The organism is Thalassobaculum sp. OXR-137, from assembly GCF_034377285.1.
Classification (GTDB): Bacteria; Pseudomonadota; Alphaproteobacteria; order Thalassobaculales; family Thalassobaculaceae; genus Thalassobaculum.
The window spans coordinates 3,816,910-3,831,027 of the sequence record NZ_CP139715.1; the positions used below are offsets into that span (position 1 = coordinate 3,816,910).

Here is a 14,118-nt window from a genome sequence, read left to right on the forward strand (position 1 = left end):
GGAGGATCGTTATGGCAGGTATGTACTGGTACGACGGTCAATGGCGCAACGAACAGCCGCTGGTGTCCGGCCCGCTCGATCTGGCGTTCTGGTCGGGCAACACGGTTTTCGACGGCGCCCGGGCGATCGGCGGCTGCGCGCCGGATCTGGACCGGCACTGCGCCCGCCTGATCCGCTCGGCCGCGGCCATCGGCATGGCCTGTCCGCTGTCCGCGGAAGAGGTGCACCGGCTCTGCATTGAGGGGCTGGAGATGCTGCCGGCCGACAAGGACTACTACCTGCGGCCGATGGTGTTCTGCAGCGGCGGCTCGATCCTGCCGGAAACCGGCGACATCCGCTTCACCCTGGCGATCTTCGAGGCACCGATGCCCGGCGAGAACGCGGGCAAGGCGACGATGACCTCGATCCGCCGCCCAGCACCGGACCAGGCCCCGACCGACGCCAAGGCAGGCGCCCTCTATCCGAACTCCCAGCGCGCCCGGCGCGAGGCGATGGCCAAGGGCTTCACCCTCGGGGTGGTCTGCGACCATGAGGGCAACGTGGCCGAGTTCAGCCACGCCAACCTGTGGTTCGCCAAGGACGGCGTGGCGATCACGCCGAAACCGAACGGCACCTTCCTGGACGGCATCACCAAGAACCGGGTGATCGCGCTGCTGACCGAGGCCGGCATCCCGGTCGAGCAGCGGAGCGTGACCCCGGCCGATCTCGACATGGCGGACGAGATCTTCACCACCGGCAACATGGGCAAGGTGCAGGCCGTGACCGGCTGGGAGGCGCGGGAGCTTCAGCCGGGGCCGATCTTCCGCACCGCCCGGGAGCTCTACGCGGCCCATATCGAGGCGAGCCGCGTGCCGAGCGCCGGCAGCGCCTACCGCAGGGCGGTGGCGTAGCTTTCCACCGGCGGGTTGTTTTCGATCAGCCCCGCCGCCTTCATGAAGGCCGCGAACCGTTCGTAGCGGCCGACATCCAGGGCGGCGGGCCGCAGGGCGAAGCGGGGCAGGGTGTCCCGCCACGCCCGCTTGTTCAGCTCGTCGTCCAGGTCCGGGTTCAGCGCGATGAACTTCGCCCACGAATCGTCCGGGTGGTTGATCAGGTATTGGGTCCCGGCCTCGACCGCGTTGAGGAACCGCTTCAGGCGGGGATCGCCGATCAAGTCCTTGTTGGTGAGGTAGATCAGCTCGTCATAGGGCGGCACGCCGTGCTCCTCCACAAAGAAGGCGCGGCCCGGCTTGCCGACGATGTCCATCTGGTTGAGCTCGAAGTTCCGGTAGGCGCCGATCACCGCGTCCACCTGGCCGGAGATGAGCGCGGGCGAGAGCGAGAAGTTCACGTTCACCAGCTCGTAGTCGTCCTTGCCGAGCCCGGCTTGCTTCAGGATCGCGCCCAGCACCGCGTGCTCGAAGCCGCCCACGGAGAAGCCGATCTTGCGGCCTTTCAGGTCGGCGATCTCCTTGATCGGACCGTCCTCCAGCACGACCAGCGTGTTCAGCGGGGTGGCGACCAGGGTGCCGAACCGCATCAGCGGCAGGCCGACATCGGCCTGGATGTGAAGCTGGGGCTGGTAGGAGATCGCGACCTCCGCCTTGCCGGCGGCGACCAGCTTCGGCGGGTCGTTCGGGTCGGCCGGGGCGATCATCTCCACCTCCAGGCCCTCGGCCTCATAGGCGCCGATGGCCTGGGCGACGAAGAGCGGCGCGTGGTCCGGGTTCACGAACCAGTCGAGCAGGACGGTCAGCTTGTCGGCCGCCTGCGCCGGCGTGGCCAGCGACAGGGCGACAAGGGTGGCGAGCAGAAGGCGCATGCGTTTCTCTCCGATTGGCGTTCTTGATCAGGACTCGGCTTCGCCGGGCTGCCAGGCCACGGCTCGGCGCAGAAGGAAGTCGACGGCGGCGTAGAGCGCCACCGCCATGAGGGCGAGGGTGAGGAGGGCCGCGAACATCAGGTCGATCTGCAGCCGCGCGTTGGCGTGCAGCATCAGGTAGCCGAGTCCGGCCGAGGACCCGACCCACTCGCCGACGACCGCGCCGATGGGAGCGACGGCGGTGGCCACTCTGAGACCGGAAGCGAAGGCGGGCAGGGCGGCCGGCAGACGGACCCGGCGGAACAGCCGCGTGCCGGTGCAGCCCAGCGACCGGGCGGCCTCCAGCCAGAGCGGATCGACCCGGCGCAGCCCGTCATACAGGGCCGATGTCACGGGAAAGAAGATGATCAGGGCCGCCATGGCGACCTTGCTGGCCATGCCATAGCCGAGCCAGAGCACCAGGATCGGGGCCAGGGCGAAAACCGGGATCGCCTGGCTGATCACCAGGATCGGCAGCAGCCAGGGCCGCAGGCGGCGCCATTCGGACAGCATCACCGCCGTCGCCAGCCCGACCAGCACGCCGATCATCAGACCCAGCACGATCTCCAGCATGGTGATGCCGGCGTGGTGGAGGATAGTGTTGACGCGCTTGACCCAGGTGACCGCGACCTCGGCGGGGCCGGGCAGGATGAAGGCGGGCACGCCGCTCAGCCAGACGAGCAGCTGCCAGGCCGCGACCAGACCGGCGGCGATGGCGAGCGGCCGCAACCGTTTCACGAGAGGACTGTCGGACGAATAGGCGGGTGCGCTCGCGCGCATGCAAGCCTCCTTGCTCCCTACGCCGGTACAAACCGGATCAGGTTCCTGGGGTCGTCCGGAGATCGGACCTCTCAGCCGCTGGATGCGGCTCCCCCGAAGTGGCGAGCCGGAGAATGGACCGACGGGACGGCCTTGGCAATCCGTGATCTGGCCGATCGGACGCTCGGCACTTGGCAAGCGCCTGTCGGCGTTCCAGATTTCGACCCATGGACATGGCCAGCCCCGCAGAGCTAAACCCGATCGTCGATCCCTCGGTCACCGCCCGGCGCGACCCGCGCTGGACGGCCGGTGTGCTGAAGCCGGCGCCGGGGGCGTTCCCGCGCCGACCGATCCTGATCGGCAACGAGATCTACCGCCATTCGGTCTATGGCCGACGCCATCCGCTGTCGATCCAGCGGGTCACGCCGGTGATCGACCTGGCCCGGGCGCTGGGCTGGCTGGGCGAGGCCCAGTATCTCGACTGCCTGCAGGCGGGACCGGAGCAGCTCACCCGCTTCCACGAGCCCGACTACATCGCCGCCGTCGCCGAGGCCGAGCGCACCCGCCACGTGCCGGAAGAGATCCGCGACCGCTACAATATCGGCCGTAACGGCAACCCGGTCTTCGCCGAGATCTTTCGCCGCCCCGCCACCTCCTCGGGGGCGTCGATCCTCGCCGGTACCCTCCTGGCCGGTGTGGAGCGCGGGGTGATCCACTCGCTCGCGGGCGGAACCCACCACGGCCGACGGTCGATGGCCTGGGGCTTCTGCTATTTCAACGATCCGGTCCTCGGTATCCTGGCCATGCTCGACCACGGGCTGGAGCGGGTCGCCTATGTGGATCTGGATGCCCATCACGGCGACGGCGTGCAGGACGCCTTTCACCACGACGACCGGGTGCTCACGATCTCCGTCCACGAGGACGGCCGCTGGCCGCGCACCGGTCCGGTCCATGACCGGGCCGGGGGCATGGCCCGCAACCTGCCGGTACCCCAGGGGCTGAACGACAGCGAGCTGGAGGTCTTGGTGGAGGGCGCGGTCGTGCCATTGGTCGAGCGCTTCTTTCCCGATGCGCTGGTGATCCAGACCGGGGCCGACGGCCTGTCCGACGATCCTCAGGCGAAACTGGACCTGTCGAACCGCGCGCTGTGGACGGCGGTGGAGCGGCTGGTTCATTGCGCACCACGGGTGTTGGTGGTGGGGGGAGGGGGCTATAATCCCTGGTCGGTCGCTCGTGCCTGGACCGGCATCTGGGCGACCCTGAACGGGATCGACCCGGACGTACCGACCCAGGGCGCCGCGGAGTCGGTGCTGCGCGGTCTCGAATGGAACCACAGCCGGGGGCGCAATCCGCCGGAGCACTGGTTCACCACGATCGCCGATCCGCCGAACCGCGGCCCCGTCCGCGACGAGATCCACCGTCTGGCCGAGGCCGTGCTGCAGCCATGAGACTTCTAGCGCTGACCGTCTTTCTCCTGCTCGCCCCGGCCGCCGCTTGGGCAGCGGAGCTGGTGCCGCTCACCATCACGACGGAGAAGGGGGCCGCCCATTCGTTCCAAGTCGAGATCGCCCAGACCGCCGACGAACGGGCCCAGGGCCTGATGTACCGCACGGAGCTGGGCGAGGACCGGGGCATGCTGTTCCTGTTCCCCCGGCGTGAGCGCATCGCCATGTGGATGCGCAACACCGAGATCCCGCTCGACATGCTGTTCATTGCCGACGACGGCCGGGTGACCCAGATCCACGAGCGCGCGGTCCCCCATTCCGAGGCGATCATCTCGTCCCGTCGGCGGGTGCGCTACGTGCTGGAACTGCCGGGCGGAACCTCCGAGAGGCTGGGCCTCGCGCCAGGCGCGCTGGTGACGTCGGAGGCGATGCGGTAGCGGGGCAGGGGGCGCGGCGCGGCGCCTGGATGGCGGTTCCGGCACCCTTCGGGACGACGCCAACTGTCGAGAAGCAATCCTAAGATGTCATCCCGAACTTGTTTCGGGACCTCATCGGTCTGGGTTCGTGAAAAGGTCCCGAAACGAGTTCGGGATGACGACGAATGTGATGCTCTCTTGGACCTCGCCCTGAGCAGGAGCGCAGCGACGTGTCGAAGGGCCAGGTGCGCCCGTTACCGTTTCCGCACCATGGTCAGCCCGTCGCCGATGCCCAGCATCGCCATCGACACGCGCTCGTCCTCCAGGATCTTGGCGTTGAGGTCGCGGATCACCCGGGTGCTGTCGCTCTGGTCCGTCTCGTCGACCACCGCGCCGGACCACAGGACGTTGTCCACCAGGATCAGCCCGCCGGTCCGCACCAACACCAGGCCCAACTCGTAATAGGCGTCGTAGTTCGGCTTGTCGGCGTCGATGAACATCAGGTCCACCGTCCCGGCCTCGCCGCCGTCGATCATCGCCTGCAGGGTTTCCGTTGCCGGCGCCAGGCGCAGGTCGATGCGGTCGGCGACCCCGGCTTCCTCCCAGAACGGGCGGCCGATACGGGTGAACTCGTCGCTGACGTCGCAGCACACCAGGGAGCCGCCCTCGGGCAGCGCCAGAGCCATGCGCAGGGCGGAATAGCCGGTGAAGGTGCCCACCTCCACCGCCCGCCGGACCCCGAGAAGTTCGACCAGGAAGGCCATCACATTGCCCTGGTCGGCGGAGATCTGCATGCCGGCCTCGGACATCTCGGCGGTGACCGCCCGCAGTCTGGCGCCGACCTCCGGCTCCCGGCCTCCGACATTGGCCAGATAGGCGTAGAGGGTCTCGTCGAAGGTCAGGGTTCGGTTGGCCATGGGTCTCTCGTCAGGGGAAGCCGGAAGCGGCGCGATGGTGACGGACCGGCGCGGGTCCGGCAAGCGGCCCGCGGCGGCAAAGGTCAAACGCGCCGATGCAGGCGGGGTTCTCCCGCGAAAGCGCGGCCAGGCTGCAACCTGGCCTTGGGGCGACTCTCGGCTTGCGATACGGGGGCTGTGCGGATATCCATCTGGAAGAGTGTCGGGGCACGGGGTGTAGCGCAGCCTGGTAGCGCATCTGCTTTGGGAGCAGAGGGCCGGCGGTTCGAATCCGTCCACCCCGACCACGACATGGGTTATCACGCGTCGCCAGCCCGTTGGACGGCGCCACAGTGAGGAGCGTCCTTGCGATGATGGTTCGGATCTACAAGCCGGCGAAGACCGCCATGCAGTCGGGTCGGGCCAAGACCAAGGCTTGGATGCTGGAATACCGGGCCGAGTCCCGCCGGATCCCCGAGCCGCTGATGGGTTGGGTCTCGGCCGGCGACACCACGAACCAGGTCCGCATTCCGTTCGACAGCAAGGAAGAGGCGATCGCCTTTGCCCGCAAGCACGGCTTCGCCTTCATCGTCCAGGAGCCCCGCGAGCGGGTGCTGAAGCCGAAGGCCTATGCCGACAATTTCGCGTTCAACCGACGCGGCAACTGGACCCACTGACGCCTGCCAGCCGCCGCTTTGTGTGGCGCATCGGGCGCCCATAGCTCAACTGGATAGAGCATCCGCCTTCTAAGCGGACGGTTGCAGGTTCGAGTCCTGCTGGGCGCGCCATTTTCCCCAAGGCCTTTGGCGCCTGCTTGGAGGAAGCGGCCGGGCGGCCGCGCTCAGGCCGCGCCGACGATGCCGTATCGGATCTGGATCTTCGTCCCGAATTCGGGGTTGCCGGGGAGGTAGGGCATCGGCCCGGTGACCTCCAGGCGCCGCAGGCTGCCTTCGGCTTCCAGGCTGCCCAGGCTTGTCTCGAAGTCGCGGCTATCCCAGAAATCCTGACGGCAGGTGAAGACGGCGACGCCGCCCGGGCGCAGGACCCGCATCCATTCGCGCAGCAGCGGACCCTGGTCCACATAGGTCAGCACCCCGACGCAGAGAATGCCGTCGATGCTGTCCGCCTCCAGGGGTAGCAGACCGTTGAGGTCGACCGGTTGCAGGTCGGCGTAGATGGACTTTTCGCGGGCGACGTCGAGGCTCGCCTGGGACATGTCGAACCCGACCAGGGGGCCGTCGAAACCGGCCTCGCGCAGCGCTACGCCGGTCATCCCGGTGCCGCAGCCGCAATCCAGCACGCGGGCGGCGGTCTTGTCCTCCAGATACCTGGCAAGAAACGCAGCCGCCCGGGTCGGGGCTTCGTATCCCCAGCCCGCCAACTCGCGGTCATAGTCGGTGGCCCAGGCGTCGTAGGTCACGGCGTTGGTGCTGCCGTCCATGGAAACCTGGCCGTCGCTGCGCAGAATCTTGTCGTAATCGGTCACGATTGCTCCCCGTCGGGTCTTGTGGATCTCGGTTCGGGTGAGCCCATGAGCCTACCGGGCCCCGCGCCGATGTCGACCCCCGCATCCCCGGCGGCGCTCAGGTGCTGCGGCGCATGGCAGTCTCGCGATGCCAGATGTACAGCCCGCTGGCGACGACCAGAGCCGCGCCGGCCAGGGTCCAGGATCCGGGCACGTCGCCCCATACGAACAGGCCGAGCAGCAGCGCCCAGAGAAGGCTGGTGTATTTGAACGGCCCGACCAGACCGACCTCGCCGAGCCGCAGGCTCTCGATCATCAGCCCCTGGGCAACCGCCACCAGAACGGAGGTGGCGGCGATCAGGCCGAGCTCGGAAAGAGTGGGCACGACCCAGCCGAAGGGCAGAGTCAGCAGCCCGGCAAAGGCGACGATGCTGGTGGAGACGATCAGCACCATCAGCGTCGACTCCCCGCCGGTCCCCAGCCTGCGGGTCACGATGTCCCGCAGGGCACCGACGAAGGCGGCCACGATCGGGATCAGCGCGACGACGCGGAACATCTCCGGGGTCGGCCGCACCATGACGACGACGCCGGCGAAGCCGACCGCGACCGCGCTCCATCGCCGCCAGCCCACCGGCTCGCCCAGGATCAGGGCGGCGAGGGCGGTGGCGAAGATCGGGCCGGCGAAGGAGATGGCGATGGCATCGGCGATGGGCAGCAGCCAGAGCGAGGTGACGAACAGAAAGGTGGAGACCGCCATCAGCCCGCCGCGCGCCAGATGCAGCGGCCAGCTCTTGACCCGCAGGACCGATCCGCGGCCGGAGACGACGGCCCAGCTATAGACGAGCACCACCACAATCCCGCCGCGCATCGCCAGCACCTGACCCACCGGGTACCGCTCGGTGAGCCATTTCGCGATGGCGTCGTTGACGGTGAGGATGCCCGCCGCGGCAACCATCATCAGAATCGCCTTGGCGGCGTTGGAGGAACCGGCATGCGGCAGGGCGGGAGAGACCATCCGTCCAGTCATACGCTCGGCGGTGGGGGGAGGGAAGGTGCGAACATGCACGGGTTCCCGCTTGGCCGGCTCGGCCCCGTGGTGCTATCACCGCGCCCATGCTGTCGATTCGAAACATCACCGTGCGCGTCGCCGGACGCATCCTGCTCGAAGACGCCACCGCCACGATTCCGCCCGGACACCGGGTCGGCCTGGTCGGGCGCAACGGGACCGGTAAATCGACCCTGCTGAAGGTCATCGTCGGCGAGCTGCAGACCGACCTGGGCTCGGTCAGCCTCACCGGGCCGTTCGCGCTGCAGAACGCCATCGGGTGGGTGCGTCAGGAGGCGCCGGGCGGCAGCGAGACGCCGATCGAGCATGTGCTGGCCGCCGACAAGGAACGCGCCGCCCTGCTGATCGAGTCGGAGACAGCAACCGACCCGAACCGGATCGCCGAAATCCAGACCCGCCTGGTCGATATCGACGCCCATGCCGCCCCGGCCCGGGCCGCCCGGATCCTCGCCGGTCTCGGCTTCACCGAGGACATGCAGAAGCGGCCGCTGTCGGAGTATTCCGGCGGCTGGCGGATGCGCGTGGCGCTGGCCGGCGTGCTGTTCCAGGAGCCGGAACTGCTCCTGCTCGACGAGCCGACCAACCACCTGGACCTGGAGACCACGGTTTGGCTGGAGCAGCACCTCAAGGCCTATCCCAAGACGCTGATCGTCGTCAGCCACGACCGCGACCTGCTGAACGCGGTGCCGACCACGATCCTGCAGGTCGAGCGGCAGACCCTGAACCAGTACACCGGCAACTACGACACCTTCGAGCGCATGCGCGAGGAGCGGCTGGCGCAGATCGAGGCGGAACGCACCAAGCAGGAAGCCCAGCGCAAGCATCTGCAGTCCTTCGTCGACCGCTTCCGTGCCAAGGCGTCCAAGGCCCGCCAGGCCCAGAGCCGGATCAAGATGCTGGAGAAGATGGACGTGATCCCGGCGGCCGTGTCCGATCCGGAGACCCGCTTCCGCTTCCCCGAGCCGGAGGAACTGGCGCCGCCGCTGCTGGCGATCGACAAGGCGTCGATTGCCTACGAACCGGGCAAGCCGATCCTGCGCAACCTCGACCTGCGCCTGGATCCGGACGACCGCATCGGACTGCTCGGCGCCAACGGCAACGGCAAGACGACCCTGGCGCGCTTCATCGCAGGCGAACTTCAGGCCGCCAGCGGCGAGATCCATCGCGCGGCGAAGCTGCGGGTCGGCTATGTCGCCCAGCACCATGCCGACGAACTCGATCCGAACGACACGGCGGTCGATCACCTCGCCCGCCGCCTGAAGGGGCAGCCGGTGGACCGGGTCCGCGCCCGGCTCGGCTCCGTCGGCCTGACCCAGGACAAGCAGACCACCCGGGTCGGGGCGCTTTCCGGCGGCGAGAAGGCGCGGCTGTCCCTGGCCCTGGTCATGGCCGACGATCCCCATGTCCTGGTGCTCGACGAGCCGACCAACCACCTCGACATCGACGCCCGCATCGCGCTGGTGCAGGCGATGAATGACTTTTCTGGCGCGGTCATCCTGATCAGCCATGACCGGCGCCTGATGGAGCTGACGGTCGACCGGCTGTGGCTGGTCGCCGACGGTACGGTGTCGCGCTTCGACGGCGACCTGACCGCCTATCGCGACCGGATTCGCGACGACCGCCGCGGCGAGAAGAGCCGGGACAAGGACGGCGAGAAGGTCAACAAGAAGGACCAACGCCGCCAGAACGCCGAGAGCCGACGTCAGAACGCCGAGCTGCGCAAGCAGGCGAAGGACGCCGAGAAGGCCCTGGAAAAGCTCGTGCAGCAACGCGAGGCGGTGGTCGCCAAACTCGGCGACTCCTCGACCTATGACGGGTCGACCGCGGAGCTGCAGAAGCTTATCCAGAAGAAGGCGGATCTCGACGCCGCCATCGAGAAGGCCGAGGAACACTGGCTGGCAACCGCCGAGGCGCTGGAATCGACAGCGGCCTGACCGGCGGACCAAGGGAGGAAATGGATATGGCCAAGACGATCGACGCAGCGACCCTGAAGGCGACGCTGGACGGGGACGGGGAGATCGCGCTGATCGACGTGCGCGAACAGGCGGCCTACGGGGCGTCGCATCCGATCCTCGCGGCCAATATCCCGCTTGGTCAGCTCGAGATGCGGGTCGGCGAGCAGGTCCCGCGCCGCTCCACGCGCATCGTGGTCGAGGACGCGGGCGAGGGGTTGGCCCAGCGGGCCGCCGCGCTGCTGGAAGGCTTCGGCTATACCGACGTATCGGTCCTTGGGGGCGGCACCAAGGCCTGGGCCGATGCCGGGTTCGAGCTGTTCAGCGGCATGTACGTCCCGTCCAAGGCGTTCGGCGAGTTCGTCGAGCATGCCTATGACACGCCGTCTGTATCGGCCGACGAATTGAAGGCGATGATGGATTCCGGCGAGAAGCTGGTCGTCCTCGACAGCCGGCCGATGGACGAGTACCGGGTCATGAACATCCCCACCGGCATCGACGTGCCGGGCGCCGAGCTGGTCTATCGGGTCGGGCAGGTTGCACCCGATGCCGATACCACCGTGGTGGTGAACTGCGCCGGCCGCACCCGGTCGATCATCGGCGCCCAGTCGCTGATCAATGCCGGCATCCCCAACAAGGTTGTGGCCTTGCGCAATGGCACCATGGGCTGGCACCTGTCGGGCTATCAGCTCGAGCATGGCAACGACCGCACCGCCCCGGCGCCGGCGGACGACACGTTCGCCAAGGCGCTGGACCATGCGCAGGCCTGTGCCAAGCGGTTCGGGGTAAAGACCGTGGACGCCGACACCTTGGACAGCTGGCGCGGCGAGCGGGACAGCCGCACCCTTGCCATTCTCGATGTGCGCACCCTGGAGGAGTTCGAGGCGCAGCGCATCGCCGACAGCCGGCACGCCCCGGGTGGCCAGCTCGTGCAGGCGACCGACAGCTACCTGCCGGTGCGCAACGCCCGCGTCGTCCTGGTCGACGACCGCAAGGTCCGTGCGCTGATGACCGCGAGCTGGCTTGTCCAGCTCGGCTGGAACGACGTCCATGTGCTGGACGCCCCCATGGACAGCCAGCGGACGGCCTCGGGGCGCTACACGCCGGAGATCCTCGGCCTGGAGACGGTGGCCCACGTCAAGTCGGTCCCCGCCGCGGCGGCCAAGGCGCTGGTGGAAGCGGGGGCCGTCATTCTGGATCTGGCCAAGGCGCTGGACTATCGCGACGCACATCCCGAGGGGGCGTGGTGGGCCGGCCGCGTCGCAATCGCGGAGAACCTGTCGAAGATCCCGGCGGACAAGATCCTCGTCCTCACCTCGCCGGACGGGATGCTGGCGCGCTTCGCCGCCGCCGATCTGGCCGACAGCGGCCGCGAGGTGGTCACGATCGACGGAGGCACGGCCGCCTGGAAGGTCGCGAACCTGCCGATGCAGAGCGGCATGACGGCCGTACTGTCGGAGCCGAATGACAGTTACCTGCGGCCCTACGACCGCACCAACAAGGCGGAAATCGAGAAGGCGATGAACGACTACCTGACGTGGGAAGTCGCGCTGGTCGAGCAGATCAAGAAGGCCGGCGGCATCAGCTTCAAGCACTTCCCGGCCTGACACCAGCCTGCCGAGGACCGTTCAGACGAGCGGTTCCTCGACCAGTTCGGTGTCCAGCACCAGTTCTCTGAACCGTTTGTACAGTCGGGGTTCAAGATGAGTTCCGACAATCGAGTCCATGATGTCGAATGCCTGGTCCCGCTCCATCGGCGGCTTGTAGTCCCGCCGGTCCGTGAGCGCGGAGAAGATGTCGACCACGGCGGTGCATAGGGACATTTCGTGGATCTGTCCGCGGGCCTGGCCGTCAGGGTAGCCCGTGCCGTCGAGCTTCTCGTGGTGGTGCCGGACGGCTGCGACCAGAGCCGGCAGGTCGCTGTAGCCGTCCTGGACGAGGTCGGCGCCGAACACCGGATGCAGGTTCATCACCCGACGTTCGTCCTCTGTGAGGGATCCGGGCTTCGCCAGGATCGCCAGCGGTACCTGCATCTTGCCGATATCGTGAAGCAACCCGGTCTCCGCCATCAGCCGAAGCTGGTCCTGCGGGACGCCGATGGCCCGGCCGAAGGACGCCATCAGGATTCCGACCCGAAGACTATGAGCGAAGGTGTTGTCGTGGTGCCCCCGAAGCTGATGAAGCATGGGCGCCACGCTCGGATCGCCCGCGAGGTCGACCACGCTCGCGGCGGCAGTGGCCACCAGGCGCCGCCCCTCCAGATCGATCGCACCGCTTTCGGCCATGCCCTCGAGCCGGGTGAAGAGCTGGCGGCTGTCCCGGATCACCCGGGAGGCCGGGGCGGAGAGGGCGCCGATCGCCTCGTCTTCGGTGGCGGTGCCGTGGGCCCGCCAGAACCGCTCCAGGAACTCGCCCGGCTCCGGCGCCCCGACGATCGCCGCGTCGATCACGCCCTCCTCGAGCAGGCGTCCCACCTGCAGGGTCTGTTTCGGCGCCACCATGATCAGTGTCCGCCGGCTGTCGCCGCGCAGGGCGTGGGCCTGCTGGGCGAGCCAGATCCCGTCGCCGCCGACGAGCTGGTCCTCGATGATGACCGCGTCGGGCCGGCTCTCGATCGCGTCCGACGCGGTGGAATCGTTCCCCGTCACCGTGATCGCGAACGTCTCCCGCAGCGTGTTGAGCACGGCCGCATAGCGTGCCGGACGGCTGGTGCAGAACACGAGCCGCGGCTTGCGGGGCGGGGAGGCGGGGCGGTCGGCCAAGGGCATCTCTACGAGTCGTTTGGCCCAACGCGCTTATCGGGCCCGTGAGGATAGGTACAGCGGTCTTTCGGAGCGGTTAACAGGATAATCATCCCGCCGCGGCGGCGACGGCCCGCATCCGGTCCAGGCCGGCTTCGACATCGGCGATCAGGTCGTCCGGATCCTCAAGGCCGGTATAGAACCGGACGATCGGTCCCTCATGGGGCCAGGCGGTGGCGCTGCGCTCCAGGGTGATGTCGGTCGGCTTCACCAGGCTTTCGAAACCGCCCCAGCTCGCCCCCATGCCGAACAGGGTGAGACCGTCGTAGAAGGCGGCCAGAGCCTGATCTGGCACCGGCTTGAAGACGGCCGAGAACAGCCCGCTGCAGCCGGTGAAATCGCGCTTCCACAGAGCATGGTCCGGATGGCTTTCCAGCGCCGGATGCAGCACGCACTCGATTTCCGGCCGCTGCTCCATCCAGCGGGCCAGGGCGAGGCCGGTCTCGCCGGTCTGGCGCAGGCGGATCTCCATGGTGCGCAGGCCGCGCGCCGCCAGAAACAGGTCGTCCGGCGCCACGTAGTGGCCGTGCAGCCGGACGGTGGAGCGGACCTGCTCGCTGTATTCGCGGGTGCTGGCGATCAGCCCCATGATCACGTCGGAATGGCCGCCGATATACTTGGTCACCGCCTCGTTGACGATGTCGACGCCGAGGGCGAAGGGATCGCAGAACAGCGGCGTGCCCCAGGTGTTGTCCATCATCACCACCGCGCCGGCCTTGTGGGCGACCTCGGCGATGGCGGGAATGTCCTGCACCTCGAAGGTCTGCGACCCGGGGCTTTCGGTATAGACGCAGGTAGTGTTCGGGCGCATCAGCTCGGCGATACCGGCCCCAATCCGCGGGTCGTAATAGGTTGTTTCCACGCCATATTTAGCCAGGACCTGCTCGCAGAACTTCCGGGTCGGGAAGTAGGCGGTGTCGGTCATCAGCAGATGATCTCCGGCTTTCACGACCGCCAGCAGGCCGGCGGTGATGGCCGAGAGCCCGGACGAGGTCATCACCACGTCGCCAGCCTTGTAGATCTCACACAGGGCGGCTTCCAGACGGTAGGTGGTCGGCGTGCCGCTGACCCCGTAGGTCACCGCGGCATCCACCCCTTCCGGATAATTGGGCAGCGGCGCCGCGCGGACTTCCCGCCACGCCGCCAGACTCGGTGCGAGGACCGTCGAGGCGTGGAACACCGGAGTGTTCACGACTCCTTTGAATTCGTGCGGCGTCCGTCCGGCGTGAATCAGTCGGGTGCGGGTTTTGTGCTGGCGGTCTTCGGCCATCGGATCCTCGGCAGGCTAAGTCGCGGTTGGTCGCGAAATGGGCGGGAGAGCATTCGTGGACACGCAGTCTCGGTTTCTCTGGCGCCCGGGGCAAGTCCGCTGGCGGCGATGCCTGGAAAGCTTGCTTTTCTTATAAACGCCATGTTGGAATGATCATGTTCCGGGCGGACTGCATCCTTTGACGGCATCCGAACGGCAATTGCACGCG

General features: G+C 67.9%; 13 protein-coding genes, 2 tRNA genes and 1 riboswitch. Of the genes, 8 read left to right on the forward strand and 7 right to left on the reverse strand.

The features are described from left to right. The first annotated feature begins 11 nt into the window (after window positions 1-11). Complete coding sequence (locus T8K17_RS17655) at window positions 12-890, forward strand: branched-chain amino acid aminotransferase (protein ID WP_322331052.1); 879 nt, start codon at window positions 12-14, stop codon at window positions 888-890. On the opposite strand, the gene T8K17_RS17660 is transcribed toward T8K17_RS17655, so the two are convergent. Then, window positions 869-1,801, reverse strand: a complete 933-nt coding sequence (locus T8K17_RS17660) for an ABC transporter substrate-binding protein (protein ID WP_322331053.1) — start codon at window positions 1,799-1,801, stop codon at window positions 869-871. The two genes, T8K17_RS17655 and T8K17_RS17660, sit on opposite strands and share 22 nt — an antisense overlap. A 27-nt stretch (window positions 1,802-1,828) precedes the next feature. Then, a complete protein-coding gene (locus T8K17_RS17665) occupies window positions 1,829-2,620 on the reverse strand; it encodes an ABC transporter permease (RefSeq protein WP_322331054.1) in 792 nt (263 codons plus the stop codon). After that, a riboswitch (TPP riboswitch) is annotated at window positions 2,617-2,725 on the reverse strand. It overlaps the preceding gene by 4 nt. Window positions 2,726-2,832: 107 nt before the next feature. Here T8K17_RS17665 and T8K17_RS17670 point away from each other — a divergent pair. Continuing rightward, complete coding sequence (locus tag T8K17_RS17670) at window positions 2,833-4,047, forward strand: acetoin utilization protein AcuC (protein ID WP_322331055.1); 1,215 nt, start codon at window positions 2,833-2,835, stop codon at window positions 4,045-4,047. Beyond that, a complete protein-coding gene (locus T8K17_RS17675) occupies window positions 4,044-4,481 on the forward strand; it encodes a DUF192 domain-containing protein (protein ID WP_322331056.1) in 438 nt (145 codons plus the stop codon). The genes T8K17_RS17670 and T8K17_RS17675 overlap by 4 nt, the downstream gene beginning before the upstream one ends. A gap of 233 nt (window positions 4,482-4,714) precedes the next feature. On the opposite strand, the gene T8K17_RS17680 is transcribed toward T8K17_RS17675, so the two are convergent. Further along, the gene (locus T8K17_RS17680; RefSeq protein ID WP_322331057.1) at window positions 4,715-5,377 is read right to left on the reverse strand and encodes a class I SAM-dependent methyltransferase; all 663 of its coding nucleotides are present in this window, start codon (window positions 5,375-5,377) and stop codon (window positions 4,715-4,717) included. 210 nt (window positions 5,378-5,587) lie between these two features. On the opposite strand from T8K17_RS17680, the gene T8K17_RS17685 reads away from it, so the two are divergent. From T8K17_RS17685 to T8K17_RS17695, 3 genes are all read left to right on the forward strand, one after another. Further along, window positions 5,588-5,664 (forward strand) — tRNA-Pro (locus T8K17_RS17685). Window positions 5,665-5,727: 63 nt separating this feature from the next. Continuing rightward, a complete protein-coding gene (locus tag T8K17_RS17690) occupies window positions 5,728-6,033 on the forward strand; it encodes an ETC complex I subunit (RefSeq protein ID WP_322331058.1) in 306 nt (101 codons plus the stop codon). 34 nt (window positions 6,034-6,067) lie between these two features. Then, window positions 6,068-6,144, forward strand: a tRNA-Arg gene (locus tag T8K17_RS17695). Between the two features lie 53 nt (window positions 6,145-6,197). Here T8K17_RS17695 and T8K17_RS17700 read toward each other — a convergent pair. After that, complete coding sequence (locus T8K17_RS17700) at window positions 6,198-6,842, reverse strand: class I SAM-dependent methyltransferase (protein ID WP_322331059.1); 645 nt, start codon at window positions 6,840-6,842, stop codon at window positions 6,198-6,200. 97 nt (window positions 6,843-6,939) lie between these two features. Beyond that, on the reverse strand, window positions 6,940-7,836 hold the full coding sequence (locus tag T8K17_RS17705; protein WP_322331060.1) for a DMT family transporter: 897 nt from the start codon (window positions 7,834-7,836) through the stop codon (window positions 6,940-6,942). Window positions 7,837-7,934: 98 nt separating this feature from the next. Between T8K17_RS17705 and T8K17_RS17710 the strand changes: the two genes are divergently transcribed. Together T8K17_RS17710 and T8K17_RS17715 are read left to right on the forward strand one after the other, a co-directional pair. After that, on the forward strand, window positions 7,935-9,821 hold the full coding sequence (locus T8K17_RS17710; RefSeq protein ID WP_322331061.1) for an ABC-F family ATP-binding cassette domain-containing protein: 1,887 nt from the start codon (window positions 7,935-7,937) through the stop codon (window positions 9,819-9,821). A gap of 26 nt (window positions 9,822-9,847) precedes the next feature. Continuing rightward, a complete protein-coding gene (locus tag T8K17_RS17715; protein WP_322331062.1) occupies window positions 9,848-11,446 on the forward strand; it encodes a rhodanese-like domain-containing protein in 1,599 nt (532 codons plus the stop codon). Window positions 11,447-11,467: 21 nt separating this feature from the next. Here T8K17_RS17715 and T8K17_RS17720 read toward each other — a convergent pair whose 3' ends face one another. Both T8K17_RS17720 and metC read right to left on the reverse strand, forming a co-directional pair. Next, window positions 11,468-12,601, reverse strand: coding sequence for an HD-GYP domain-containing protein (locus tag T8K17_RS17720; protein WP_322331063.1), 1,134 nt, complete (start codon window positions 12,599-12,601; stop codon window positions 11,468-11,470). A gap of 88 nt (window positions 12,602-12,689) precedes the next feature. After that, window positions 12,690-13,910 carry a cystathionine beta-lyase gene (gene metC / locus T8K17_RS17725; RefSeq protein ID WP_322331064.1) on the reverse strand — a complete coding sequence of 407 codons (1,221 nt, stop codon included), beginning with the start codon at window positions 13,908-13,910 and terminating at the stop codon, window positions 12,690-12,692. Window positions 13,911-14,118 lie beyond the last annotated feature (208 nt).

Excerpts from the sequence above, each read along its gene's own strand:
- T8K17_RS17705 (WP_322331060.1), bottom strand. The coding sequence starts at position 7,836 with ATGGTCTCTCCCGCCCTGCCGCATGCCGGTTCCTCCAACGCCGCCAAG.
- T8K17_RS17690 (WP_322331058.1), top strand. The coding sequence starts at position 5,728 with ATGATGGTTCGGATCTACAAGCCGGCGAAGACCGCCATGCAGTCGGGT.
- T8K17_RS17655 (WP_322331052.1), top strand. The coding sequence starts at position 12 with ATGGCAGGTATGTACTGGTACGACGGTCAATGGCGCAACGAACAGCCG.
- T8K17_RS17670 (WP_322331055.1), top strand. The coding sequence starts at position 2,833 with ATGGCCAGCCCCGCAGAGCTAAACCCGATCGTCGATCCCTCGGTCACC.
- metC (WP_322331064.1), bottom strand. The coding sequence starts at position 13,910 with ATGGCCGAAGACCGCCAGCACAAAACCCGCACCCGACTGATTCACGCC.
- T8K17_RS17675 (WP_322331056.1), top strand. The coding sequence starts at position 4,044 with ATGAGACTTCTAGCGCTGACCGTCTTTCTCCTGCTCGCCCCGGCCGCC.
- T8K17_RS17680 (WP_322331057.1), bottom strand. The coding sequence starts at position 5,377 with ATGGCCAACCGAACCCTGACCTTCGACGAGACCCTCTACGCCTATCTG.
- T8K17_RS17660 (WP_322331053.1), bottom strand. The coding sequence starts at position 1,801 with ATGCGCCTTCTGCTCGCCACCCTTGTCGCCCTGTCGCTGGCCACGCCG.
- T8K17_RS17665 (WP_322331054.1), bottom strand. The coding sequence starts at position 2,620 with ATGCGCGCGAGCGCACCCGCCTATTCGTCCGACAGTCCTCTCGTGAAA.
- T8K17_RS17710 (WP_322331061.1), top strand. The coding sequence starts at position 7,935 with ATGCTGTCGATTCGAAACATCACCGTGCGCGTCGCCGGACGCATCCTG.
- T8K17_RS17715 (WP_322331062.1), top strand. The coding sequence starts at position 9,848 with ATGGCCAAGACGATCGACGCAGCGACCCTGAAGGCGACGCTGGACGGG.